The organism is Nonomuraea rhodomycinica (assembly GCF_013363995.1).
GTDB lineage: Bacteria > Actinomycetota > Actinomycetes > Streptosporangiales > Streptosporangiaceae > Nonomuraea > Nonomuraea rhodomycinica.
In genome coordinates this window covers 185,327-205,363 of the sequence record NZ_JABWGO010000010.1, presented here as the reverse complement: position 1 = coordinate 205,363, position 20,037 = coordinate 185,327, and the positions used below count along the sequence as shown (strand labels likewise).

At 72.6% G+C, this 20,037-nt stretch carries 26 protein-coding genes; 13 read left to right on the top strand and 13 right to left on the bottom strand.

Going from position 1 to position 20,037, the window contains the following annotated elements:
- Nucleotides 1–44: 44 nt before the first annotated feature.
- The 4 genes from HT134_RS32995 to HT134_RS32980 form a co-directional block, all read right to left on the bottom strand.
- On the bottom strand, nucleotides 45–422 hold the full coding sequence (locus HT134_RS32995; RefSeq protein WP_175604389.1) for a hypothetical protein: 378 nt from the start codon (nucleotides 420–422) through the stop codon (nucleotides 45–47).
- A gap of 112 nt (nucleotides 423–534) precedes the next feature.
- A complete protein-coding gene (locus tag HT134_RS32990) occupies nucleotides 535–1,026 on the bottom strand; it encodes a GNAT family N-acetyltransferase (protein WP_175604388.1) in 492 nt (163 codons plus the stop codon).
- 10 nt (nucleotides 1,027–1,036) lie between these two features.
- Entirely contained in the window at nucleotides 1,037–1,393 is a 357-nt protein-coding gene (locus HT134_RS32985) for an MmcQ/YjbR family DNA-binding protein (protein WP_175604387.1), read from the bottom strand.
- Nucleotides 1,394–1,443: 50 nt separating this feature from the next.
- A complete protein-coding gene (locus HT134_RS32980) occupies nucleotides 1,444–2,907 on the bottom strand; it encodes an alpha/beta hydrolase family protein (RefSeq protein ID WP_175604386.1) in 1,464 nt (487 codons plus the stop codon).
- A gap of 80 nt (nucleotides 2,908–2,987) precedes the next feature.
- On the opposite strand from HT134_RS32980, the gene HT134_RS32975 reads away from it, so the two are divergent.
- The 4 genes from HT134_RS32975 to HT134_RS32960 all read left to right on the top strand — a co-directional run bounded on the left by HT134_RS32975 (nucleotide 2,988) and on the right by HT134_RS32960 (nucleotide 7,048).
- The gene (locus HT134_RS32975; protein WP_175604385.1) at nucleotides 2,988–3,590 is read left to right on the top strand and encodes an ArsR/SmtB family transcription factor; all 603 of its coding nucleotides are present in this window, start codon (nucleotides 2,988–2,990) and stop codon (nucleotides 3,588–3,590) included.
- A gap of 85 nt (nucleotides 3,591–3,675) precedes the next feature.
- Nucleotides 3,676–4,719: an ion channel gene (locus HT134_RS32970; RefSeq protein WP_175604384.1), complete on the top strand. Its 1,044-nt coding sequence runs from the start codon at nucleotides 3,676–3,678 to the stop codon at nucleotides 4,717–4,719.
- A gap of 36 nt (nucleotides 4,720–4,755) precedes the next feature.
- Nucleotides 4,756–6,666 carry an NACHT domain-containing protein gene (locus tag HT134_RS32965; RefSeq protein WP_175604383.1) on the top strand — a complete coding sequence of 637 codons (1,911 nt, stop codon included), beginning with the start codon at nucleotides 4,756–4,758 and terminating at the stop codon, nucleotides 6,664–6,666.
- Between the two features lie 25 nt (nucleotides 6,667–6,691).
- A complete protein-coding gene (locus HT134_RS32960; protein ID WP_175604382.1) occupies nucleotides 6,692–7,048 on the top strand; it encodes a VOC family protein in 357 nt (118 codons plus the stop codon).
- Here the strand turns inward: HT134_RS32960 and lepB are convergent.
- Nucleotides 7,045–7,584 carry a signal peptidase I gene (lepB, locus tag HT134_RS32955; protein WP_175604381.1) on the bottom strand — a complete coding sequence of 180 codons (540 nt, stop codon included), beginning with the start codon at nucleotides 7,582–7,584 and terminating at the stop codon, nucleotides 7,045–7,047. The two genes, HT134_RS32960 and lepB, sit on opposite strands and share 4 nt — an antisense overlap.
- A 52-nt stretch (nucleotides 7,585–7,636) precedes the next feature.
- Here lepB and HT134_RS32950 point away from each other — a divergent pair, with 52 nt between their 5' ends.
- A complete protein-coding gene (locus HT134_RS32950; protein WP_175604380.1) occupies nucleotides 7,637–8,209 on the top strand; it encodes a dienelactone hydrolase family protein in 573 nt (190 codons plus the stop codon).
- A 38-nt stretch (nucleotides 8,210–8,247) separates the two neighbouring features.
- Here the strand turns inward: HT134_RS32950 and HT134_RS32945 are convergent, their stop codons facing one another.
- From HT134_RS32945 to HT134_RS32935, 4 genes are all read right to left on the bottom strand, one after another.
- Nucleotides 8,248–8,832 carry a DUF6879 family protein gene (locus HT134_RS32945; protein ID WP_175604379.1) on the bottom strand — a complete coding sequence of 195 codons (585 nt, stop codon included), beginning with the start codon at nucleotides 8,830–8,832 and terminating at the stop codon, nucleotides 8,248–8,250.
- Between the two features lie 90 nt (nucleotides 8,833–8,922).
- Entirely contained in the window at nucleotides 8,923–9,045 is a 123-nt protein-coding gene (locus HT134_RS47240; RefSeq protein ID WP_281387796.1) for a hypothetical protein, read from the bottom strand.
- Nucleotides 9,046–9,112: 67 nt separating this feature from the next.
- A complete protein-coding gene (locus tag HT134_RS32940; protein ID WP_175604378.1) occupies nucleotides 9,113–10,174 on the bottom strand; it encodes a HesA/MoeB/ThiF family protein in 1,062 nt (353 codons plus the stop codon).
- Between the two features lie 102 nt (nucleotides 10,175–10,276).
- On the bottom strand, nucleotides 10,277–10,654 hold the full coding sequence (locus tag HT134_RS32935) for a nuclear transport factor 2 family protein (protein ID WP_175604377.1): 378 nt from the start codon (nucleotides 10,652–10,654) through the stop codon (nucleotides 10,277–10,279).
- Nucleotides 10,655–10,712: 58 nt separating this feature from the next.
- Between HT134_RS32935 and HT134_RS32930 the strand changes: the two genes are divergently transcribed.
- A complete protein-coding gene (locus HT134_RS32930) occupies nucleotides 10,713–11,666 on the top strand; it encodes an RNA polymerase subunit sigma-70 (protein ID WP_217708649.1) in 954 nt (317 codons plus the stop codon).
- 53 nt (nucleotides 11,667–11,719) lie between these two features.
- A complete protein-coding gene (locus HT134_RS32925) occupies nucleotides 11,720–12,667 on the top strand; it encodes a DUF5829 family protein (protein WP_175604375.1) in 948 nt (315 codons plus the stop codon).
- Nucleotides 12,668–12,840: 173 nt separating this feature from the next.
- Here HT134_RS32925 and HT134_RS32920 read toward each other — a convergent pair whose 3' ends face one another.
- Nucleotides 12,841–13,071, bottom strand: a complete 231-nt coding sequence (locus tag HT134_RS32920) for a hypothetical protein (protein WP_175604374.1) — start codon at nucleotides 13,069–13,071, stop codon at nucleotides 12,841–12,843.
- 244 nt (nucleotides 13,072–13,315) lie between these two features.
- On the opposite strand from HT134_RS32920, the gene HT134_RS32910 reads away from it, so the two are divergent.
- Nucleotides 13,316–14,158 carry an aminoglycoside phosphotransferase family protein gene (locus HT134_RS32910; protein ID WP_175604372.1) on the top strand — a complete coding sequence of 281 codons (843 nt, stop codon included), beginning with the start codon at nucleotides 13,316–13,318 and terminating at the stop codon, nucleotides 14,156–14,158.
- A 31-nt stretch (nucleotides 14,159–14,189) separates the two neighbouring features.
- On the opposite strand, the gene HT134_RS32905 is transcribed toward HT134_RS32910, so the two are convergent.
- Complete coding sequence (locus HT134_RS32905; protein ID WP_175604371.1) at nucleotides 14,190–15,047, bottom strand: helix-turn-helix transcriptional regulator; 858 nt, start codon at nucleotides 15,045–15,047, stop codon at nucleotides 14,190–14,192.
- A gap of 84 nt (nucleotides 15,048–15,131) precedes the next feature.
- Between HT134_RS32905 and HT134_RS32900 the strand changes: the two genes are divergently transcribed.
- On the top strand, nucleotides 15,132–15,968 hold the full coding sequence (locus HT134_RS32900; protein ID WP_175604370.1) for an NAD(P)H-binding protein: 837 nt from the start codon (nucleotides 15,132–15,134) through the stop codon (nucleotides 15,966–15,968).
- Nucleotides 15,969–16,058: 90 nt separating this feature from the next.
- On the opposite strand, the gene HT134_RS32895 is transcribed toward HT134_RS32900, so the two are convergent.
- Both HT134_RS32895 and HT134_RS32890 read right to left on the bottom strand, forming a co-directional pair.
- Nucleotides 16,059–16,343 (bottom strand): hypothetical protein, encoded by a 285-nt coding sequence (locus HT134_RS32895; protein WP_175604369.1) that lies wholly within the window; start codon nucleotides 16,341–16,343, stop codon nucleotides 16,059–16,061.
- A gap of 92 nt (nucleotides 16,344–16,435) precedes the next feature.
- The gene (locus HT134_RS32890; protein WP_175604368.1) at nucleotides 16,436–17,656 is read right to left on the bottom strand and encodes a cytochrome P450 family protein; all 1,221 of its coding nucleotides are present in this window, start codon (nucleotides 17,654–17,656) and stop codon (nucleotides 16,436–16,438) included.
- A gap of 188 nt (nucleotides 17,657–17,844) precedes the next feature.
- Between HT134_RS32890 and HT134_RS32885 the strand changes: the two genes are divergently transcribed.
- The 4 genes from HT134_RS32885 to HT134_RS32870 are packed head-to-tail and all read left to right on the top strand — an operon-like array spanning nucleotide 17,845 to nucleotide 20,019.
- A complete protein-coding gene (locus HT134_RS32885) occupies nucleotides 17,845–18,348 on the top strand; it encodes a hypothetical protein (RefSeq protein ID WP_175604367.1) in 504 nt (167 codons plus the stop codon).
- Nucleotides 18,349–18,361: 13 nt separating this feature from the next.
- Nucleotides 18,362–19,255, top strand: coding sequence for a hypothetical protein (locus tag HT134_RS32880; RefSeq protein ID WP_175604366.1), 894 nt, complete (start codon nucleotides 18,362–18,364; stop codon nucleotides 19,253–19,255).
- Nucleotides 19,252–19,647: a YbaB/EbfC family nucleoid-associated protein gene (locus HT134_RS32875; RefSeq protein WP_175604365.1), complete on the top strand. Its 396-nt coding sequence runs from the start codon at nucleotides 19,252–19,254 to the stop codon at nucleotides 19,645–19,647. The genes HT134_RS32880 and HT134_RS32875 overlap by 4 nt, the downstream gene beginning before the upstream one ends.
- Nucleotides 19,648–19,665: 18 nt before the next feature.
- Nucleotides 19,666–20,019 carry a YbaB/EbfC family nucleoid-associated protein gene (locus HT134_RS32870; RefSeq protein WP_175604364.1) on the top strand — a complete coding sequence of 118 codons (354 nt, stop codon included), beginning with the start codon at nucleotides 19,666–19,668 and terminating at the stop codon, nucleotides 20,017–20,019.
- Nucleotides 20,020–20,037 lie beyond the last annotated feature (18 nt).

Below are 20,037 nucleotides of genomic sequence, written 5' to 3'. Positions count from 1 at the left end.
TGTCTGACAATCAGACAATAGAGTCCAGTTCGATCAGCCCGCGGTCACACGAGCTCGTCCAGGAGCTGATCGATGAGGCGGGCGGCGGAGGAGACCAGCTCGGCCGCGTAGTCGTCGAGAACCGCGATGCCGTCGCCGATGCCGGACGCCGTGCGGGCCGGCAGGTCGAGCAGCGCCTCCCCCTCGGCCGAGGCGGCTCCGTCCACGTGGAACGCCCCGCCGGAGGCGGCGATGGAGACGGTGAAGCTCACCTCGCGGCCGTCGGGCAGCGTGAACGCGGTGCCGGCGCGGACGCCGGCCGGGGGGAAGAAGTAGCAGAAGGGCTCGCTGCGGACGAAGGGGTGACGTAACTCGGCGAGGCTCGCCGCCGCCCGGCTCATGGCCGCCAGCAGACCGGCGGCCGCCAGGCTCTCGCTGTCCACCCAACCGAGGGTAGATCACCCCGGCGACCACCCGCCAGCCACCCTCTCCCCAGGCCGCCGCCCCCTCACGGCCGGTCCGTGCGCGGGAGGCGGGGAGAAGACGGTCGCCGGGTCAGTCGGTGGCCAGGCGGGCGTGGCGTTCGACGTCGTGGCGGACCCCGTCGTGGGCGAGCTTCCCGCGTTCGATCCCCTCGGCGCGGAAGCCCGCCTTGACGGCGACCCGGCACGAGGCCGGGTTGTCGACGCGGTGCCCCAGCTCCAGCCGGAACAGGCCGCGTTCCCGGAACGCCCACCGGGCCAGCTCCTCCACCGCCGCCGGGGCGACGCCGCGGCCGCGCGCCTCGCGGACCGTCCAGTAGGAGACCCAGCCGTTGGCGTGGGCGTCGATGCGGGCCACCGCCACGTTGCCGACGACGCGCCCCGCGAGCGTGACCGCGAACGCGTGCCCCACCCCGTCCCACGAGGCGATCCACCCGAGCGCGTCCTGCGGCGTGACGACCGGCCAGGGGGCCTGGCGGGACAGGTCGGGGTCCTGGAAGGCGGCCAGCACGGCGGGGGCGTCATCCTCGCGCCACTCGCGCAGCCGGATGTTCGTTGTCAGCATTAATGCCAGGTTATCCCCCGATGTGGTGGGCGGATTCGAAGGCCGTCACCAGGGTCTTGGGGGCGGTCAGGCACCACGCCTCGGCCACCAGCTCGAACAGCTCGTCATAGTCGATGCGGTCGAGCCGGATCACCACCCACCCGAACCGCCCGGCGGTGAACTGCGGCTCGAACACCTCGGGCCGCTCGGCCACCAGCGCGATCTGCTCCTCGACGGTCGCCTTGACGCCGACGGTCTCGGTCTCCTCCCACAGGTAGCCGAACCCCTTGCCGCGCACCTTGAAGCTGACCCAGGTCGCCATGCGGTCCCTGCGGACCTCGGGCAGCTTGTCCACCAGATCGAGGAACTCCTCGACGCTCACACCCATGGCCCCTGTGTAGCAGCCGCGACCGACACAACCTCGTCCGGGCCGTCAGCTCACAGCCCCGGGAGCAGCAACCCCCAGTACAGCCCCCACGGCACGAGCACCAGCCCCCCGGCCATCAGCGCGGCCAGCCGCACCCGCTCGCCCGCCGCGACGCCCGCGCGCCGCCGCCACCACGCCAGCCCGGTGACGGCCGTGGCGACCACGCAGGCCACCGCCAGCGCCTGGAGCGCCAGCCACACCACCGGCCGGCCCGCCACCAGCGGTCCCGGGCTGCCCAGCTTGGCGCCGGTCATCACCGCGTACATCACGTAGCCGAACGACCCGAGCACCACGGTCAGCCCGCCCGCGCTGAGCAGCCGCGCCGCCGCGCTCACCGGCCGCCGCGAGACGCCGGCGCCGGCAGGGGCGGAGCGCGCGCGCACCCGCCGGACCAGGGCGCCCAGCGGGTACGCGGCGAACCCGGCGAGCATCACCACCAGCGCTCCGGCCTGCACGTCGGCGGCCTCCCACCACTCCACCGGCGGCACCGGCACGGTCGGGGTCGCCTGCACCGGCTCCGGCCCGGACGCGCCGCTCGCGGGCGGACGGCCGGAGGTCACGTCCGTCACCCAGGAGCCGACCAGGTCGGCGTAGCCGGGGGCCAGCTCGGGCAGCCGGGTGACGCCGCGGTCGGGGGTCAGGTGGGCGGCGTGGTCGGCGTCCGCGAAGTAGCGGACGGTGAGGTGCTCGTTGCCGCCGCGGCGCAGCGCCTCGGCGAAGCCCGCGCCGCTCTCCCGGGCGGGGGTCAGCAGGTCGTGAACGCCCCAGACGGCGAGCACCGGGCAGCGCACGGCGGCGATGGTGGGGGCGGGGTCGTAGTACGGCTCGGGGAAGAGCTCGCCGTCGGCCAGCACCCGGTACAGGTCGGGCTCCGTGCCGTCCACCAGCCGTCCCCTGACACCGGCGGCGCGCAGGCCGGCGTGCACGGCCCACGCCTGCTGGAGCAGCGGCTGCTGGCTGTTGGCGCCGACGAGCACGACGAAGGCGACGTCGCGGGACCGGGCGGCGGCCATCGGCGCCACCCAGCCGCCCTCGCTGAGCCCCCAGACGCCCACCTTCGCCGGGTCCACGCCCGGCTGCCGGCGCAGCGCCGCCACGGCCCCCAGCGCGTCGCCGGCGAGCTGCGCGTACGAGCGCTCGAAGAGGGAGTAGCCGACGGACCGCTTGTCGTACACGAGCACCGACAACCCCCTGCGGGCGAACTCGACGGCCTCGCCCATGAGCTTGGTCCGGGGCGTCCCCGTGCCGGCTCCGTGGATCAGCACGATCCCGGGCCGCTTCCCGCCGCCGCCGTGGGCGGGCGACAGGACGGTCCCGTGCATGACGAGCCCTCCGTCGCCGCGGAAGGTGACCTCGGCCGCCGTCAGATCACCGGGTACGGCCGGAGCCCCGGTCGCCGCGGCGGCCCGGGCTCCGGGCGCGGCGAGCAGACACCACAGAACGGCGGCCAGTCCGGCCAGCAGAACACGTCTCATGTCTGCCGAGAGTACTTTGCAGACAAGTCTCGGCAAACAGATCTCGGCAGAAATCCCTCTGCGGGACTAGACTCCTCCTCATGACGGATGAGGCCGCCTCCCCCGAGTCCTTCCTGCTCGACGACCCGGCCCGGCTCAAGGCGCTGGCCCACCCGATGCGCCGCCTCATGCTGCGCCACCTGGGCGTCCACGGCCCGGCCACCTCCACCACGCTCGGCGAGCTGCTCGGCGCGAAGACCGGCACGACCAGCTACCACCTGCGCCAGCTGGAGAAGTACGGCTTCATCGAGGAGATACCGGAGCGATCGACCGGCAGGGAGCGCTGGTGGCGCAAGGCCCCGGCGCCACGCGACATGCGCCTTCCCGCACCCGACCGGCTGGCGCCGGAGGACCGCCCGATCCTGGCCGAGTTCCACCGCCTGGGCCTGGAGGAGGACCTGCGGCTCCTGGAGGGGCTGCCCCGGCTGTACGAACGCGACCCCGCGCGGGTGAAGGCGTCACGGGGGCTCGGCTGGATGACGGACGAGGAGTTCGAGGCGTTCTTCGAGGGCTACATGGAGCTCCTGCTCAGGCACAGCCACTCACGCGAGGAGGCCCCGCCGGGCGCCCGCCCGCTGTACCTACGCCTCTGGGCCTTCCCCGCCACGGCCTCGGAAGACCCCGAAGGGACCCCTGACGCCTGAGGCTGCTGCGATCCGAGGGGCTGCTTTGTGGGGTTTGTCCAGTTATGGTGACCGCAGAACAGCGGCGTCAGGCAGGAGGACAAGCGTGCCCCTCTTCCTCGCCCGCATGCTGGCCCGGCTCGTCCTCCTCGGGACCTGGTGGACCCCGGTCCTCGTCTTCACGCTGGTGTTCCTGACGAGCTGGCCGCTGATGGCGCTCGCGGAACCGGCCGGCAGCGAGATCGTGGCCCCGGGCAACTACTGGTGGTACTTCGTCGTCACCGCCTCCACCGTGGGCTACGGCGACCTGTACCCGGAGACCGCCGCCGGGCACGCCGTGGGCGCGTACGTCATCGCCGGCGGCATCGCGACGCTGACGACCGTCTTCACGAGGTTCGCGTCGAGCCTGGAACGCGCCAAGGGACGAAGGATGCGAGGTGCCGTCACCGTGGACATGTCCGGTCACATCGTGCTGCTCGGCTACACGCCCGGCCGTACCGAGCAGATGGTGGACGAGCTGGCCGCGGACGGGTCGTGCCGCATCGTGCTCTGCGCGTGGGACGAGGTGCAGACCCACCCCATGCCGGAGCGCGAGGTGACGTTCGTGCGCGGCGACCTGACCGACGACAAGGTGCTGCTCCGGGCCGGCGTCCACCGGGCGCACAGCGTCCTCGTCGACGCCCGCGACGACAACGAGGCGCTGGCCGTCGCGATCACCGCCGACCACGTGGCCCACGGGGCGCACCTCGTCGTGGCGCTGCGCGACGTCTCGCGGGTCCGCCAGCTCCGCTACGTCCGGGACACGCTGCGCTGCGTCCAGTGGCACAGCCCGTACATGATCACTGAGGAGCTGCGCGACCCGGGCATCGCCGAGGTGTACACGCAGCTCATGACCCACGGCGACGCCGAGACCTACTCGGTGCGGCTGCCCGAGTCGGTGGGGCCGGTGCTGGTGGACCGCTGCCAGGTCTCGCTCGGCCGCCGCTGCGGGGCCACGCTGCTGGCCGCCCGCACCGGCGACGAGCTGCTCGTGAACCCCGACTGGCGGACCGAGCTGCCGGCCGGCTCCGTGCTCTACTACGTCGCCTCCCGCCGCCTCACCCCCGACGAACTCGCCGCCGCCCTCGGCGCGGAGGGCCGAGCCGGCTGATTTTGCCGGCGGGCGCCCGGGCGGCATGCTGGCCTGATGCGCCAACGCTCGGGCCTTCGCGTCTGGTACTGGGCACTCATCCTCGCTCTCTTCCTCGTCCCGGTCGGCGGTGTCACGCTGGGGTGGTTCTTCCTGTCCGAAGGCTGGGAGAACGCCGACCAGTGGGCGAGCATCGTCAGCGCCGTCGTCGCGCTCATCGGAGGCTCGGTCGCGCTGCTGCGCTGGCTGCGGGGCCGAGCCGCCACAGCCGCCGCCGCCGATCCCGACGATCAGGAGGTGAGCGCCGAGGTCATGGCGGAGCGCCTCGCACGGCTGGCCGCCAGAGTCCGCCAGGTCTGGGAGTCGGAGGAGCTGCGCCAGCGGCTGCTCGACCCGAGGCCGCTCCCGGTCTCCTGGCGGACCCTCGGCCCACCGGTGAGCGACCACTGGCGCGTCATCCACGGCGGCGACGAGCCGATCGACCTCGACGGCTCCCTCGACGAGCTCTACGACATCGTCCGGACCAGGCTCCGAGCCCCACGCCTCGTGATACTCGGCGAGCCCGGCGCGGGCAAGTCATCGCTGATCATGCGTTTCGCCCTCGCCTGGCTGGCCCGCCGGGACGACGACTCTCCCGTACCGGTGATCTTACGGCTGTCCACCCGGGAGCCGGCCGACGGCAAACGGCTCACGACGTGGATCTACGCGCGCCTGCGCGCGGACTACGGCTTCCACGAGTCCGTGAGCCTGGATCGGCTGCTGCCGATCCTCGACGGCCTCGACGAGATGCCCGAGCCGCTCCGCACCCGGACGCTGAGAGAGATCAACGCCACCTTCGGCGCCACGTCGCCCGTCATCCTGACCAGCCGCAGCCACGAGTACGCGGCCACCATCGACCATCCCGACGCGGACGTGCTCACGGCCGCCGCCGTCGTGGAGCTCAACCCGCTGGACGCGGAGGCGATCCGCGAGTACCTGACCATCACCACGAAACCCGCGCGGCTTCCGCGGTGGGAGAGGGTGTTCGGGGAGCTGACCCGCGCGCCCGACAGCGAGACGGCGCGCGGCCTGTCCACGCCGCTCGCCCTGTCGCTGGCGCGCATGACGTACGCGGAAGGCGCCGAGGACCCCGACCTGCTGCTCACGTTCAGGACCCGGCACGCCGTCGAGGCCCATCTGCTCGCGCACCTGGTGCCCACCGTCTACGCCGGCCGCGACGACCTGCCCGGACCCTCCTGGGGCCATCGCGACGTCCACTCGTGGCTGTCCCATCTCGCCCGCCGCTTCCCCAAGCACGGGATCTCCCGGGAGTCGCTGACCGACGAGGTCCCGTCCCCGGCCGAGAACCTGATCTTCAGCTCGCTGGCCGGCCTGGCCGCCGCCGTGGCGTTCGCCGTCGCCGCGTCGCCCGTCGTGGGGCTCGTGCTCGGCACGACGATCGCCCTCGTCGTCCTGGTCTACGTCTTCGCGGGGGACCACTCGCTCTCCCCCGTGTTCCTGAGCCCCATGACCCTGCTCACCGCGGGAGGTCCGGCCGCGGTCCTCTTCGCCGCCGTCCACTGGTACCTCAGCGCCATGCAGGGGTCCACGGCCGGACAGGCGGCCGGGCTGGCCCTCGTGACCTCGCTCTGGCTGTTCGTCGTCCTGAGCAGAGGCGTGATCACCTTCATCGCGGCGGTCATCGACTTCGCTCTCACGCTCCTCGTCACGACCGGGCCCTCCTCGCCGTGGTCGCTCGGCCTCGCGGCGGTCCTCACCCTCGTCCTCGTGACCCTGCTGGAGAACTCCTGGGTCCGGTTCCTCATCGCCCGCGTGTTCTTCACGCTCCGGGGCGTCCTGCCCTGGCGCGTCCTGGCGTTCCTGGAGGACGCGCACCGGCGCGGGGTTCTCCGCAAGGTCGGTGGCATGTACTACTTCCGGCACGATCTGCTGCGCGAGCAGCTGGCGACCTCCGCTGATGTAACTTGACATCAAGATACCGAGAGGAGCCCCGATGCTGCACCACGTCCAGCTGGCCTGCCCGCCCGGGAGCGAGCAGGCCCTTCGCGACTTCTACGAGGGCGTCCTCGGCCTGGCCGAGATCCCCAAGCCCCCGGTGCTGGCGGCGCGGGGCGGCTGCTGGTTCCGCGGCCACGGCATCGAGCTGCACCTGGGCGTCGAGGCCGACTTCCGCCCGGCCCGCAAGGCCCACCCCGGGCTGCTCGTCTCCGGCCTCGACGCGTGGGCCGAGCGGCTGCGCGCCGCCGGGTACCCGGTCACGTTCGACGACGACTTCCCGGGCATGCGCCGCTTCTACAGCGAGGACCCGCACGGCAACCGCCTGGAGTTCCTGGAGCCGGCCGGCGCCTAGGACCCCCGCGGATCCTCGACCACCCCGACGACGTCGGAGACGCTGATCGTCCCGGTGCCCGGGGCGTCCTGATGGGAGCGGGAGTCCAGGGCGGAATGCCGGTTGTCGCTCATGATCCATATCCGGTCGCGCGGCACCTGCACGTCGAAGTCCAGGTCGGAGGCCGGGGGTTTGGCGATGTACGGCTCGTCCAGCGCCTTGCCGTCCAGCTCCAGCCGCCCGTGGGAGTCGCAGCACTTCACCGTGCTGCCCGGCACGCCGATGACCCGCGAGACATAGGTCCTCTCGGGGTCGGGGGTGCCCACCGACCAGCCCTCCGGCTCGCGGTAGACGATGACGTCGCCGACGCGCGGGACGTACGCGTCGCCGACCCGCCGCACCGACATGTGGGCGCCGTGCTTGATCGTGGGCTCCATGGCCTGGCTGGTCATCGTGTAACCGGTCCGATCGAAGATCCCCAGGTCGGCGGACGCGCAACCGGCGACCGGCGTCAGGAGCAGGACCAGGGACAGGGCGGATAAGCGTGGACGGATCATCCGGACATTGTGCGGCACGGGAGCGACGAGGGGCCCTCCTAGACTTGGCCCCATGGCACGGATCCTGCTCCTGCACTCCCAGTACGGCCTGCGGCCCGCCGTCCACCAGGCCGCCGGGCGGCTGCGCGCGGCCGGCCACGAGGTGCACGTCCCCGACCTGTACGACGGGCGCGTCGTCGGCACGCCCGAGGAGGCCATCGCGATCAAGGACGAGCTCGGCCGCGACGAGCTGCTGAAGCGGGCCGTGGCCGCCGCCGCTCCCCTGTCCGGGCAGGGCGTCGTGTACGCGGGGCTCTCCCTCGGCGGCGCGCTCGCGCAGAACCTCGCCCTGGCCGACGAGAACGCCCGGGGCCTGCTGCTGATGCACGGCACGTCCGACCTGCCCGAGGGAGCGTTCCTGGACGACCTGCCCGTGCAGCTCCACGTCGCCGACCCCGACACGTACGAGCCGGTCGACTGGCAGAACACGTGGTACCTGCTGATGCGCCGGGCCGGGGCCGACGTGGAGGTGTTCCGGTACCCGGGCGCGGGCCACCTGTTCACCGACCCGGACCTGCCCGACCACGACCCCGAGTCCGCCGAGCGCGCCTGGGCGACGGCGCTCGGCTTCCTCGCCGACCTCTGAGCCGATCTCTGAGCCGATCTCTGAGCCGATCGCCGGCCCTAGGCCGTACGCTTTCTGACCCAGTACGCGCGCAGGTCCTCGCCGCGCTCGAACAGGCCGGCCAGGACCGGCACGCACGGCTCGACGACCCGCGGGTCGGTGATCCGGCGGGCCCCGACGTGCCTGCCCGCCTCGTCGTACAGGACCTCGTAGAGCAGGGTCGGACGGAGCAGCACCAGCTCCGGCACGGGGCCGCCGTCCTCGTACGGGCGCACCGCCGAGACCGGCACCACCCGGCCGTTCTCCCCCTCCTCGGCCCGCATGGCGAGCAGCGCGAGCTCCCAGCGGAGATACGGGGTGAACGGCTCCTCCACCACCCTGATCCGCCGGAAGTCGAGCCGGGCGGGATTGTCGTCGCGGAAGCCGGGGCGCATCCGCTCGGCCAGCTCCATCGCGCGGTCCCAGTCGCCCTCGACCATCGCCAGGTAGCTGGGCAGGTCTCCCTCGTCGAAATGCTGCGCCCGTTCGAGCTTCCACACGACGCCGCTCGTGGCCGCGAGCGCCCCGGCGAAGTCGGCCCCGTACTCGGCGGCGTCCATCACCTGGGCGGGGACCGTGCGCAGACGGTTCAGAACGTCACTCATCAGGCCTCCCGAACAGGCCCGGCGGGCCTCTCGACGTGACTCATCAGGCCTCCCGGCGTGCGGGCGGGCCACCCCCCGCCCGCACGCGGGTCAGTTCGAGTTGCCCTGGCTGGGCGCCCACGCGGTCGGCCCGACCTTGTCGAGCCGGCGGACGACGATCCTCTTGCGCGGCTTCCGCTCCTGCTGCGCTTCCGGGGCGGGGGTGTTGCTCATGACACTCCTCCTTACCGAGGTGAGTGGGGAACGGTAACCGCGAACGTACGGTCTTCCCGCTCCTTGATCAAGAACAGATGTCGCAATCGGGACGCGAGGGGTGGCGGGCGTACACGTGGCCGTCCGGGTCCAGCAGCATCACCCCGTGGAAGTAGCCCGGCGGCGTGGACATGACCCCGGTCACCAGGGCCAGGACGTCGTGCGCCACCAGGTGGCCGGACAGCCCGGCCGAGGCCCCGGTCACGCCGGGCCAGGCGTAGTCCGCGCCGGGCCGCGACGGGATGCCGGCGCGCACGCACTCGTAGCAGGGACCGCCCGGGCCGAAGACGCCCACGCTGACGAGCGGCCCGTTGTACCCGCCGCTCACCCACGGGATCCCCGCCTCGGCGCACACCCGGTTGGCCCAGCTCTGGATCCCGTACGGCCCCCGGGGGCGGTCGGCGCAGAGCGCGAGGACGTCGAACCCGTCGATCAGGCGGGCCAGCCGCCCGGGGCCGTCCACCGCGGCCGCCTCGGCGGTGATGCCGATCTCGGAGTTGACCTGGCGCAGCCGGTCGAGCGCCACCTCCGCCTTGAGCCGGCCGACGTCCGGCTCGGTGTAGAGGATCTGCCGGTTCAGGTTGGACAGCTCCACGACGTCGGGATCCACCAGGTGCAGCCGACCGACGCCGGCGGCGGCCAGCGTCCAGGCCACGTGGCTGCCGGTCCCGCCCAGGCCGAGCACCACCACCCGGGCGTTCTTGATCCGCACCTGCGGCTCCCAGCCGTGGTCGCGCGGGGTGAGGTCGACCCAGCGGAAGTAGTCCCTGGTGCGGCTGTGGCGCTCCTTCTCCCGCTCGGTCAGCTCCGGGCAGGGCTCGGGCGCGGCGTCCTCCACGTGGCCGGACGACACAAGGGTGGCGACGATGTCCTCGGCCTCCTCGCACGTCAGCACGGGGTGGCGGGCGCGCAGCTCGGCGGCGATCCGCGCGGGGGGACGCGTGCCGTCCATGAGGCTCAGCGCCGTCCAGGCCCAGCCGTCGGCGTCCGCGATCTCGGAGGCGATGCCGTACAGGGCCCCGCCGAGCCGGACGGTGCCGTCGCCGAGCCGCTGGGGAGCGTGCTCGGGTTTCACACGAGGCAGGCGCATCCCCCGATCGTCGTTACCGGCCAGTACCCCGGTCAAGATCAATTGACTCCCGCCGCCCGGAGCCGGAGCCGTGGAACGGCCCGAGCCCGGGCGGCGGGCGGCTCACGCCCGGGACTGCTCCTGGCGACGGCGGAACTCCTCGAACGGGGTCCGGTCGAACACGAACCGGTTGTGGACGATCCTCCCGTCCCGCACCGTGACGCATTCGGCCGCCGGCGCGCTCCTGGCCGGGACGGTCTCGGCGTCGTACATGATCAAAGCCGTCTCGTCGTCCCCGAACGCGGCGATCAGCTCCGCCCTGACGAGCAGGTGCTCGGCGAACGGCCCCAGGAACTCCCGGTACGCCTCGACGCCCGTGAGCCGCCCCGCCGGGGCGTCGCACACGACGTCGTCGGCGAGGTAGCTCATCGCCAGGTCGAGGTCCTTGCCGGTCCACGCGCGGTGGTGGGCCAGCGCGATCTGCAATGCTGAGCCGGACATGGTGTCTCCTTCCGTTGTCGCCCGTTACGACACCGGAAGCCCGCGGAACGGAACGGTCGTGGCGGAAATCGCGTTCGAGGAGCAGGTCGCGGCGTACCGGCGCGAGCTGCTGCTGCACTGCTACCGCCTGCTGGGATCGCTGACGGACGCCGAGGACGTCCTGCAGGAGACGCTCCTCGCCGCCTGGCGCGGCCTGGACGGCTTCGAGGGCCGCTCGTCGTTGCGGTCGTGGCTGTACCGCATCGCCACCAACCGCTGCCTGAACGCGCTGCGCGACCGCGGGCGGCGCGTCCCGCCGGAGCCGAAGCCGCCGTTCGAGCCGCCGCCGCCGAGCCGTCACGGAGACGTGCCGTGGCTGCAGCCGTACCCGGACACGCTGCTGGTGCCCGACGCGGCGCCCGGTCCCGAGGCGCGCTGCACGGCGCGCGAGGCGGTCGAGCTGGCGTTCGTCGCCGCGCTCCAGCGACTCCCGCCCCGGCAGGCCGCCGTCCTCGTGCTCCGGGACGTGCTCGGCTACCCGCCCGGCGAGGTCGCGCCGATGCTCGGCGTCACGCCGACCGCGGTCAAGGGACTGCTGCAACGGGCCCGCACCTCGCTCGCCCGACAACCGGAGCGGGGCGGCGGGCGCCACCCCGAGGCGCCCGCGCCGGGATCGGCGCGGGAGCGCGAGCTGGTCCGCCGCTTCGCCGACGCCTTCACCGCCGACGACATCGACGCGCTGGTCACCCTGCTCACCGACGACGCGTGGCTGGCCATGCCTCCGGCGCCGCACGAGTACCACGGCGTGCCGGCGATCGCCTCGTTCCTACGGGCGAGCACCGCCTGGAGCGCGGACCTGCCCGTGCTGCTGGTGCCCACGCGGGCGAACGGGCAGCCGGCCTTCACCTGCCGCCTCGGCGGGGAGCCCGCGGGAGTGATCGTGCTCACCCTCGCCGGCGACCGGGTGCGGGGCATCACCCGCTTCCTCGTCCTCGACGACGGGTTCCTGCGCCGTTTCGAACCGCGATGTTAGGGGATTGTCAAATCCCCAGTGGTGTTGATCACTGCCTGCCTAAGATCACGAACATGCTGATTAACCGAACCTTACGGACGATCACCGTGCTCACCGCGGCGTTCACCGTCGCGCTGACCGGTGCGGTCGCGGGAGGCGCGAGCGCGGCCACGGCCGACGAGGCCCAGCCGAAGACCGACCGTCAGCTGCTGTTCTACAACCACGCCTACAGCGTTGTGGACAAGGAGACCGCCGACGCGGTCGAGAACTCCGAGTACCTGAAGAAGTTCGCCAACTTCGAGGTCCGCACCACGACCGGCGGCGGGATGACCTGGAAGGGCCGCTACCTGAAGGGCCGGGAGACCTACCTCGAACTGTTCTCGGTCGGCGACCTGCCCGGCCAGGACGCCGAGTTCGGCTCCGCCGGCATGGCCGTCTCGGCCGAGCGCGCCGGCGACCTCGCCACCGTGGGCGAGCGGCTGAAGGCGCAGGGGATCACCCCGGTCCCGTACCGCCAGACGCGCGACTTCGGCGACGGCGTCAAGGTGCCGTGGTTCGACACCATCCGCACCTTCAGCGACCAGTACGAGGCCTTCGACCCCTGGGCGATGGAGTACCTGCCGGAGTACTTCGCCGACCCGCGCAGCAAGACCGAGCCGGAGAGCTTCCCCGGCGACGTCGGCCGCGAGCGCTACCTGCCCGACGACTACCGCGACCGCCTGATGCGCGACATCACCGCCATCCGCATGGGGGTCCCGGCCCGCGACCTCGCCACCATGGTGCCGCTGCTGCGCGCCGGCGGGTTCACCGTCCAGTCCCTCGCCAACGGCGGCGTCGTCGCGACGGGCGGCGGCACCCGGATCCACCTCGACTCCGTTCCGCGCGAGCAGGCCGGCCTGAAGCGGGTCGACTTCGTGCTCAACAAGTCGCTGGCGTACATGACCGAGGAGCGGATCGGCCGCTCGACCCTCGCCGTGGGCCCCGGCGCGCACGCCGTGTGGACCTTCGACGCCCCTCAGTGAGCCTGCTCTCTCCCGCTCGATGAGGCTTCTCTCGCCGGCTCGATGAGCCTTCTCTCTCCGGCTCGGTGAGGCCGCCCTCCCCGACTCCAGGGACCGGACGACGCCGGCCTCCCGGCCGCCGTCGTCCGGCTGCCACCCGTCACGGACCCTCGCGGGTCACGGGCCGTCGCGGGTCACGGCAGGAGCCGGGCGGCCGTGACCTTGTGCAGGTGGATCACCACGTCGAACGACCGGCCGAGCGCCACCTCGGTCGCCTGGTCCGGCGACCAGGAACCACCGCCGATCAGGCGGGACGGCCGGGCCTGCGCCAGCCACGCCGCCACGCCCGCGGCGGCGGTGCCGGCGGTGGTCAGGGCAAGGCCGAGGGCCGGCACACCGGCCCGGATCTCGGTGTTCACAGTCATGTCCCGATGCGTGAGGAGGATCTCTGTTGACGGATCAGAGTTCTCTGAACCACGCTGTCAGCGCACTCGACGTCCGCTGAGAAGGGGTTCGCCGGGTGTCAGCGCGTCGCCGACATCGAGGTCGTCCTGACCCTCGCGGCGGAGCTGCACTTCGTCCGCGCCTTCGCCGGGGTCGTCCGCGACCTCGGCGGCCACACCCTCTGACCGCCCGCACCGACCGCACGACCGAGAGCAGCCGAACGAGATGACCGACCGGGTACCCGACGACCTGCTGGCGATGGCCGACGCGCTCGTGCCGGGGGCCCGCCTCGACTCGGCGCGGTTCGTCCGGGGCGGCATCCACGACGTCGTCCTGCTGCCCGGTGTCGCCGCCGTGCGCGTCAGCCGGCGCCCCACCGGCGCCGAGGCCCTGCCACGCCGTACCGAGGTGCTGCGTCTGATCGCCGCCGCCGGGCTCCCCTTCGCCGTCCCCGAGCCGCTGACCCCGGTGACGTGGTTCGAGGAGCGGGCGGCCGTCGCCGTGTCGTGGATCGACGGCGCCGGGCACCCCGAGGGCGTGGGCGACCCCGCGGGAACCGGCGCCCTGCTGAGCGCCATCCGGGAGCTCCCCGTCACGCCGGAGCTGCGCGCCCTGCTGCCCGCGCCGCGCGAGCACGAGGGCCGCGACAACTGGGCGGCGATCCTGGCCGAGGAGGTCATCCCGCGCTTCCCCGACAGGTGGCGCGAGGAGGGCCGGCGGCGCCTGGCGGAGGCGACGGCCCTGGAGCCGGTCCCCGACACGCTCGTCCACGGCGACCTCGTGGGGAGCAACGTCCACTGGGGCGAGGACGGCCGGCTGATCGGCGTCCTCGACTGGGACCGGGCCCACCTGTTCGATCCCGCGATCGACGCCGCCTTCATGGCCTGGCACGGCTGGGACCACCTCCGCCAGGCCGTCGACCGCGAGACCTACCGGCGGGCCCGCGTCTGGGATCGCACCTTCGGCGTGGACCACCTCGTCGCGGTCCTCGAACTCGGCGGCAAGCCGCTGAGGTACGTCGACAGCTACGTCGACCACATCGTGGCCTGGCTGGAGCGATACGCCTGACAGCGCTCACCCGCCGGCGAGAGGCCGCCGGTCACCTGTCGGCAGGTCCGGTGGGGATGACGCATCCCGCGTGCCTGGGCGGCCGGCCGCGTGATGATCGCAGCCGCTTGAGCGCGTCATGGGTGGGCGTGCCCGGGGCGGCGGTGTAGAGGATGACGCGATGGTCGCCGCCGGGCAGGGACAGGACCTCGCAGTCGAGCTCCATCTCGCCCAGCACGGGATGCGTGGTCCTCTTCGTCATGGTCCGCTGCACCTCCACCTCCCGCGCCGCCCACAGTTCGGCGAACAGCCGGCTCGTCGAGGTCAGCTCGTCCACGAGCTGCCGCACACCCGGGTCGTCCGGGTAGCGGCCGCTGGCCCGCAGGTCGGCGACGGCCTGGCGGGCGAGCTCGACCCGGTTGTGCGGCAGGTTCGGCTCGGTGCCGAACAGCCATCGCAGCGTGTTCCGCTCCCGGCGCGGTATGTCTGCCGGGTCGCCGATGAGCGCGACCAGCATCTCGTTCCAGGCCAGCAGGTCGCCGCGGGTGTTGACGATCATCGCGGGGACCTCGTCCAGGCGTTCCAGGAGGCGCAGCGCGTTCGCGGGCACCTCCGGCGAGGAGCCCGCCGGAGCCGGCGCCTGGTCGCCCATGCGGAGCAGGTAGTCGTGCTCGTCGCCGCTCAGCCGCAGCGTACGGCTGAGCGCGGCGAGCACCTGCGCGGACGGCTGCGGCCCGCGCCCTTGCTCCAGCCGGATGTAGTAGTCGACCGAGATCCCGGCCAGCAGCGCGACCTCCTCGCGCCGCAGCCCCGGCGTCTGGCGCCGGCCGCCGGGAGCGAGCCCGACCTCGCCGGGGCTGACCCGCTCGCGCCTGCTGCGCAGGAAGCTGCCCAGTTCCTCCCTGTTCATCGTCCTCCATCATGGCCTGGTACTGCGAGTCCCAGGCCCACGGGTGCCTACCCGGCCTCTCCTGGCCGCGGCCAGGCTGGTCACATGACGATTCTGGTCACCGGAGCGCGCGGGCACGTCGCGCGCAGCCTCGTACGACAGCTTCTCGACGCGGGAGAGCCGGTCCGCGCGGCCGGCCGCGACCCGGGCGCGGCCCGCGTGCCCGCCGGGGTGGAGGCGGTGCTCTGCGACCTCGCCGACCCCGCCACGTTCGGCAAGGCGCTCACGGGCGTCGGCAAGGTCTTCCTGTACGCCGAGCCGCGCGGTGTGGACGGCTTCGTCGCCGCCGCGGCGTCCGCCGGGGTGGAGCACATCGTCCTGCTGTCCGGGGTGCTCCACGATCCCGCCTCGGCCGACGCGATCAGCCGCATGCACGGCGACGCGGAGCAGGCCGTGACCCGCTCCGGCGTCGCCTGGACGTTCCTGCGGCCGGGCGGGTTCGCCACCAACACCCTGCAGTGGGCCCGCTCGGTCCGGGACGAGGGAGTGGTACGGGACCCGTTCCCGGACTCCCGCTCGGCGCCCGTGCACGAGGCCGACATCGCGGCGGTCGCCGTACGCGCCTTGACCGAGCCGGGGCACGAGGGCGCGGCGTACACGCTGACCGGGCCGGAACTGCTCACCCGGAGGCGTCAGGCCGAGCTGATCGGCGAGGCCGTCGGCCGCCCGGTCCGCTTCGACGTCCAGGACCTGGAGGAGTACCGGGCCGAGCTCGGCGCCTGGACGACGCCGCAGGTCGCCGAGGCGGTGATCCGCGAGTCGGCCGCCGCCGTGGACCGGCCCCTGCCGCCCACGGACACGATCGCGAAGGTCACCGGCCGGCCCGCCCGGACGTACGGGCAGTGGGCCCGCGACCACGCCGCGGACTTCGGCGCCGCCTGACCAGCCACCCTGACCAGCCACCCTGACCAGCCGCCCTGACCAGCCGCCCTGACCAGCCGCCTGATCAGTCGCCTGAGCGGCAGCCGGCCGTCACCCGGTCGCCACGACCTCGCCGGCCGTGACCTGAGGAGCGTTCGGCAGCAGGGACGAGAGGCTCTCCCGCACGAACTCGGCGGCCCGCTTGGTGGACTCCTCGGCCCCGGCCTCATCCTCGAAGACACTGGTGGACAGCATCACGCCGTCCCCCGCGTCGACCCAGTAGTAGGCCACGAACCCGGGGACGTCGCGCAGGAGCGGCACGAACCCCTCGTTGACCAGGCGTGCCGCCTCGGCGGGATCGGTGACTCCCTCGTACCGCCGTACCGTCGCGTACATGACCGTCCTCCCCTCCGGGGCTGCGAAGATCGCCCCATGGGGGAGGACGTACCCCTGTCGCCGGCGCTCCGATGCCAACGACCGGCAAAACGTCAGGACGCGGTGAGACCGAGGTCCACCGGCAGCGACAGCGGGCCGATCGTGAAGAACGACGGGGAGTACGCGATGTCGTCGGGGTCGATCGCGAGGCTCAGCCGCGGCAGCCGCCGGTACAGCGAGGCGAGAGCCAGCCTGCTCTCCAGCCGGGCCAGCGGCGCCCCGATGCAGTAGCGCGGGCCGTGGCCGAAGCCGAGGTGCCCGGTCTGCTCACGGGTGATGTCGAACCGGTCGGCGCTGTCGCCGTACTCCGCCGGATCGACGCCGCTCGCCTGGTAGACCACGCCCACCGCGTTGCCCTTGGGGATGCGCACCCCCGCAACGGTCACGTCCTCCGCCGTGAAACGGAAGCTGGTCATCATCACCGAATGGCGGTAGCGCAGGGTCTCCTCGACCACGTCGGCCCAGCGGTCCTCGGCCATGGCCAGCCGGAGCTGGCCGGGGTTGCGGGCCAGGGCCACGACGGCGTACCCGAGCAGGTGCACGGTCGTCTCGTGGCCGGCGACGAGCATGAGCCACAGCACGCCGACGAGTTCGTCGGTGGTCAGCCGGTCGCCCTCGTCGCGGGCCTGCACCAGGCCCGAGGTGAGGTCGTCGCCCGGTTCGCGCTGCTTGCGCTCCACCAGCTCGTGCAGGAAGGCCTGCAGTTCGTTCTGCGTCGCGAACGCCACCTCCGGCGGGGTGGTGTGCGCCAGCAGCGTGGCGGTCCAGTTGCGCAGGCGCAGCCGGTCCTCGGCGGGGATGCCGAACAGCTCGCAGATCACCCACATCGGCAGCGCCTCGGTGAAGGCGGGCACCAGGTCGACGCCGTCGCCGGCGGCCACGACGTCGTCCAGCAGGCCGTCGATGATCTGCTGGATCCGCGGCTCCAGGGCCTGCACCCGGGCCGGCGTGAACGCCCTGCCGACCAGGCCGCGCAGCCGCCTGTGGTCGCCGCCGTCCATGGTGGACAGGTGACCGCCCTGGACGATGGCGCGCAGCGGCCAGTCCTCGGGAATCGATCCGTCGTACAGCGCGGGCCAGTGGCGGGGGTCCCGCAGGAAGGTCTTGTTGTCCCCGGCGAGGATCTCCCGCACGGCCTTGTGGGTCAGCGCAAGGTAGGCGGGCACGCCGCCCGGGAACTCCACCTCGACCACGGGGGCGATCTCGCGCAGCCGGAGGCAGGTGTCGAGCGGGTTCTCGTTCACGGCGGGGAAGGAGGGGAGGTGCGTCGTCATGTGACCCTTTGGAGAGGAGATCCTGGAAACAGGAAGTGACGGGCGATCAGTGATCAGTGATCACACCAGCCGCAATTTACGCACCGCGCGAGGCTGTGTCAGTAACGCGAGAGTTATCTTCCGTTCACCCGCGCCGGATCGGCCACGGCGGCTCCAGCCGCCCGGAACGGTGATGATACAAAGAGCCCGTGTCAGATGATCATGCCTTGTCGTTCGCGGCTGGTTCGCCCTCAGTGGTGAGCCCGTGCCCGCACACCCCCGCCTGCCCGCCGCCTGCCTGCCTCCCGCAGAGCCTGCGGGCGCAGCCGGCACGGGCCGTGTCCGCCGGCCAGGCGCAGCCGGCACTGGCCGTGTCCACCCGGCAGGCGCCGCCGCCGGACGACACGGGCAGCCCCAACGGCTACGACGTCAACGAGGCGTTCATACGGAAGTTCGCCGGCACCATGGACAGCTCGGCCACCGGCGTGGAGACCGTCAAGCACTGGACGCCCCGCTTCGAGGGCTGGCAGCTCATCCCCATGGCCGGCGTGCCCATAGCCGGGTTGCTGTTCGTCAACCGGTTCAACACCGTCTCCGACACCTGGGCCGACTGCGCCGGCATCCTGTCCGGGTTGTTGCGCACCGACGGCGGCAAGATCGTCAAGGCCGCCGACAACTACCACGCCGCCGACCACCACAGCACCCCCGCATGAGGAGGAATCCGCGATGACGGTTCCGTCGAGTTCGTCGGGCGAACCGCCGAAGCTGATCCTGCCCGGTCAGACCGCGCCCACGGGCGACCGGCAACTGCACATCGCCAACGCCAACGGCACCGTGCAGCGGACCATCACGGTCAGCCCCACGCCGCGTACCGACCCCGGCTTCTATCGGCGGCTGATCCAGGGGCTGAACCCGCTGCGCCAGAACAACCGGGCCGCCATGGCGGTCTCGGGGCTCGGCGCGGCGGCGCTCGCGCTCGACGTGGTGGCCACCCTCAACATGGGCAACCCGTTCCTGTTCTACGCGCGACGCGAGCTGTGGAAGGACATGGCCGGGGCGCTGGAGGGCAGCCGGTCCGACTTATGGCGCTCGTTCTTCGACGACATCACCCCCTACTGGAAGGGCGTGGCGCAGCAGACCCTCCAGCAGTACGTCCGGTTCAACATCAACGGCCTGTACGGCCAGCTCGGCAAGATCTCCGGCGCGATGAGCAGCACCATGCACAGCCAGTACAAGGAGGTGATGGAGTACGACCTGTCGGTGTTCGGGTTGTACGCCACCTCGGCGCCCATCCTGCGCGCGGTGGCCACGATGAGCACGCACCCGGTCGGCAGGGTCGCCCTGATGACCCAGGTCGGCCTGTTCATGAGCGCGGCCGGCAACCTCGTCAAGCAGTTCGCCGACGTCTACAACAAGTACGAGAGCGAGCTCAACAAGCTGGAGCTGAAGCTCAACGACCTGAGAGGCGCCTTCTACCGGTCCGGCGACCCGTCGCGGGGCGCGCGCGACCTGCACCTCACCGACGCGATCGCCGACCCCCGCCTGGTGGACGAGTACTGGGTCCCCATGAACGAGCCCGAACCGGCCAAGGGCAAGTCACCCTCCAAGAAGGCCTCATGAGGGACGTCGAGGCGTCCGCCCTGAACGGGCCGGAGGACGTCGTCAACCTGCTGCGCCAGGCCGACGACTGGACCCGCGCCCTGAACGGGGCGTTGACCGGGCTGGCGGAGGAGCGGCTGGCGGGCACCGACCCGTCAGGGGTGGTGCGCGCCGAGGTGAGCGGCAGCGGGCGCCTGCGCGGGCTGTCGATCGATCCGCGCGGCCTGCGCGGCCTCGACCACGTCCAGCTCGCGCACGCCGTCCAGGAGGCGATCGCCGCGGCTCACCGGACGATGGGCGATCGGCTGACGGAGGTCATGCAGGAGCTCTCGGGCCCGGGCCGGAGCACCACGGGCGCCGACGCCGCCGACCCGCTCGACGGATACATCCGCAACGTGCTGCGAGGAGACTGAGCGGTGGAAGGCTCTGCGGTGGAAGGCTCTGACGGGATCAAGGAGTTCGAGGAGGCGCAGGCGCGGCTGGACGCGCTCATCTCCGCCGCCGCGCGGGCGGAGGCGAGGGTGGAGGAATGGAGTGCCGCCGAGTTCTCCGGCCGGGCCGACGACGGCGGGATCACGGCCGTCACCGACGCGCTCGGCACCCTCGTGCGGCTGGAGATCTCGGCGCGCAGCCGGAGACGGCTCGACGCGGCGAGCCTGGCCCACGAGATTCTGACGGCGGTCACGGCGGCCGAGGACGCCGCGGCGTCCTCCAGGGACACGCTCTTCGCCGACCTCCTCCCGGCCTCGGGCGGGATCGCTCCGGGCGGTCCCGGCTCCGCGTAGCGGCTCGGGCGGCGGCAG

Excerpts from the sequence above, each read along its gene's own strand:
- HT134_RS32990 (WP_175604388.1), bottom strand. The coding sequence starts at position 1,026 with ATGCTGACAACGAACATCCGGCTGCGCGAGTGGCGCGAGGATGACGCC.
- HT134_RS32985 (WP_175604387.1), bottom strand. The coding sequence starts at position 1,393 with ATGGGTGTGAGCGTCGAGGAGTTCCTCGATCTGGTGGACAAGCTGCCC.
- HT134_RS32980 (WP_175604386.1), bottom strand. The coding sequence starts at position 2,907 with ATGAGACGTGTTCTGCTGGCCGGACTGGCCGCCGTTCTGTGGTGTCTG.
- HT134_RS32975 (WP_175604385.1), top strand. The coding sequence starts at position 2,988 with ATGACGGATGAGGCCGCCTCCCCCGAGTCCTTCCTGCTCGACGACCCG.
- HT134_RS32965 (WP_175604383.1), top strand. The coding sequence starts at position 4,756 with ATGCGCCAACGCTCGGGCCTTCGCGTCTGGTACTGGGCACTCATCCTC.
- HT134_RS32960 (WP_175604382.1), top strand. The coding sequence starts at position 6,692 with ATGCTGCACCACGTCCAGCTGGCCTGCCCGCCCGGGAGCGAGCAGGCC.
- lepB (WP_175604381.1), bottom strand. The coding sequence starts at position 7,584 with ATGATCCGTCCACGCTTATCCGCCCTGTCCCTGGTCCTGCTCCTGACG.
- HT134_RS32950 (WP_175604380.1), top strand. The coding sequence starts at position 7,637 with ATGGCACGGATCCTGCTCCTGCACTCCCAGTACGGCCTGCGGCCCGCC.
- HT134_RS32945 (WP_175604379.1), bottom strand. The coding sequence starts at position 8,832 with ATGAGTGACGTTCTGAACCGTCTGCGCACGGTCCCCGCCCAGGTGATG.
- HT134_RS47240 (WP_281387796.1), bottom strand. The coding sequence starts at position 9,045 with ATGAGCAACACCCCCGCCCCGGAAGCGCAGCAGGAGCGGAAGCCGCGC.
- HT134_RS32940 (WP_175604378.1), bottom strand. The coding sequence starts at position 10,174 with ATGCGCCTGCCTCGTGTGAAACCCGAGCACGCTCCCCAGCGGCTCGGC.
- HT134_RS32935 (WP_175604377.1), bottom strand. The coding sequence starts at position 10,654 with ATGTCCGGCTCAGCATTGCAGATCGCGCTGGCCCACCACCGCGCGTGG.
- HT134_RS32925 (WP_175604375.1), top strand. The coding sequence starts at position 11,720 with ATGCTGATTAACCGAACCTTACGGACGATCACCGTGCTCACCGCGGCG.
- HT134_RS32920 (WP_175604374.1), bottom strand. The coding sequence starts at position 13,071 with ATGACTGTGAACACCGAGATCCGGGCCGGTGTGCCGGCCCTCGGCCTT.
- HT134_RS32910 (WP_175604372.1), top strand. The coding sequence starts at position 13,316 with ATGACCGACCGGGTACCCGACGACCTGCTGGCGATGGCCGACGCGCTC.
- HT134_RS32905 (WP_175604371.1), bottom strand. The coding sequence starts at position 15,047 with ATGAACAGGGAGGAACTGGGCAGCTTCCTGCGCAGCAGGCGCGAGCGG.
- HT134_RS32900 (WP_175604370.1), top strand. The coding sequence starts at position 15,132 with ATGACGATTCTGGTCACCGGAGCGCGCGGGCACGTCGCGCGCAGCCTC.
- HT134_RS32895 (WP_175604369.1), bottom strand. The coding sequence starts at position 16,343 with ATGTACGCGACGGTACGGCGGTACGAGGGAGTCACCGATCCCGCCGAG.
- HT134_RS32890 (WP_175604368.1), bottom strand. The coding sequence starts at position 17,656 with ATGACGACGCACCTCCCCTCCTTCCCCGCCGTGAACGAGAACCCGCTC.
- HT134_RS32880 (WP_175604366.1), top strand. The coding sequence starts at position 18,362 with ATGACGGTTCCGTCGAGTTCGTCGGGCGAACCGCCGAAGCTGATCCTG.
- HT134_RS32875 (WP_175604365.1), top strand. The coding sequence starts at position 19,252 with ATGAGGGACGTCGAGGCGTCCGCCCTGAACGGGCCGGAGGACGTCGTC.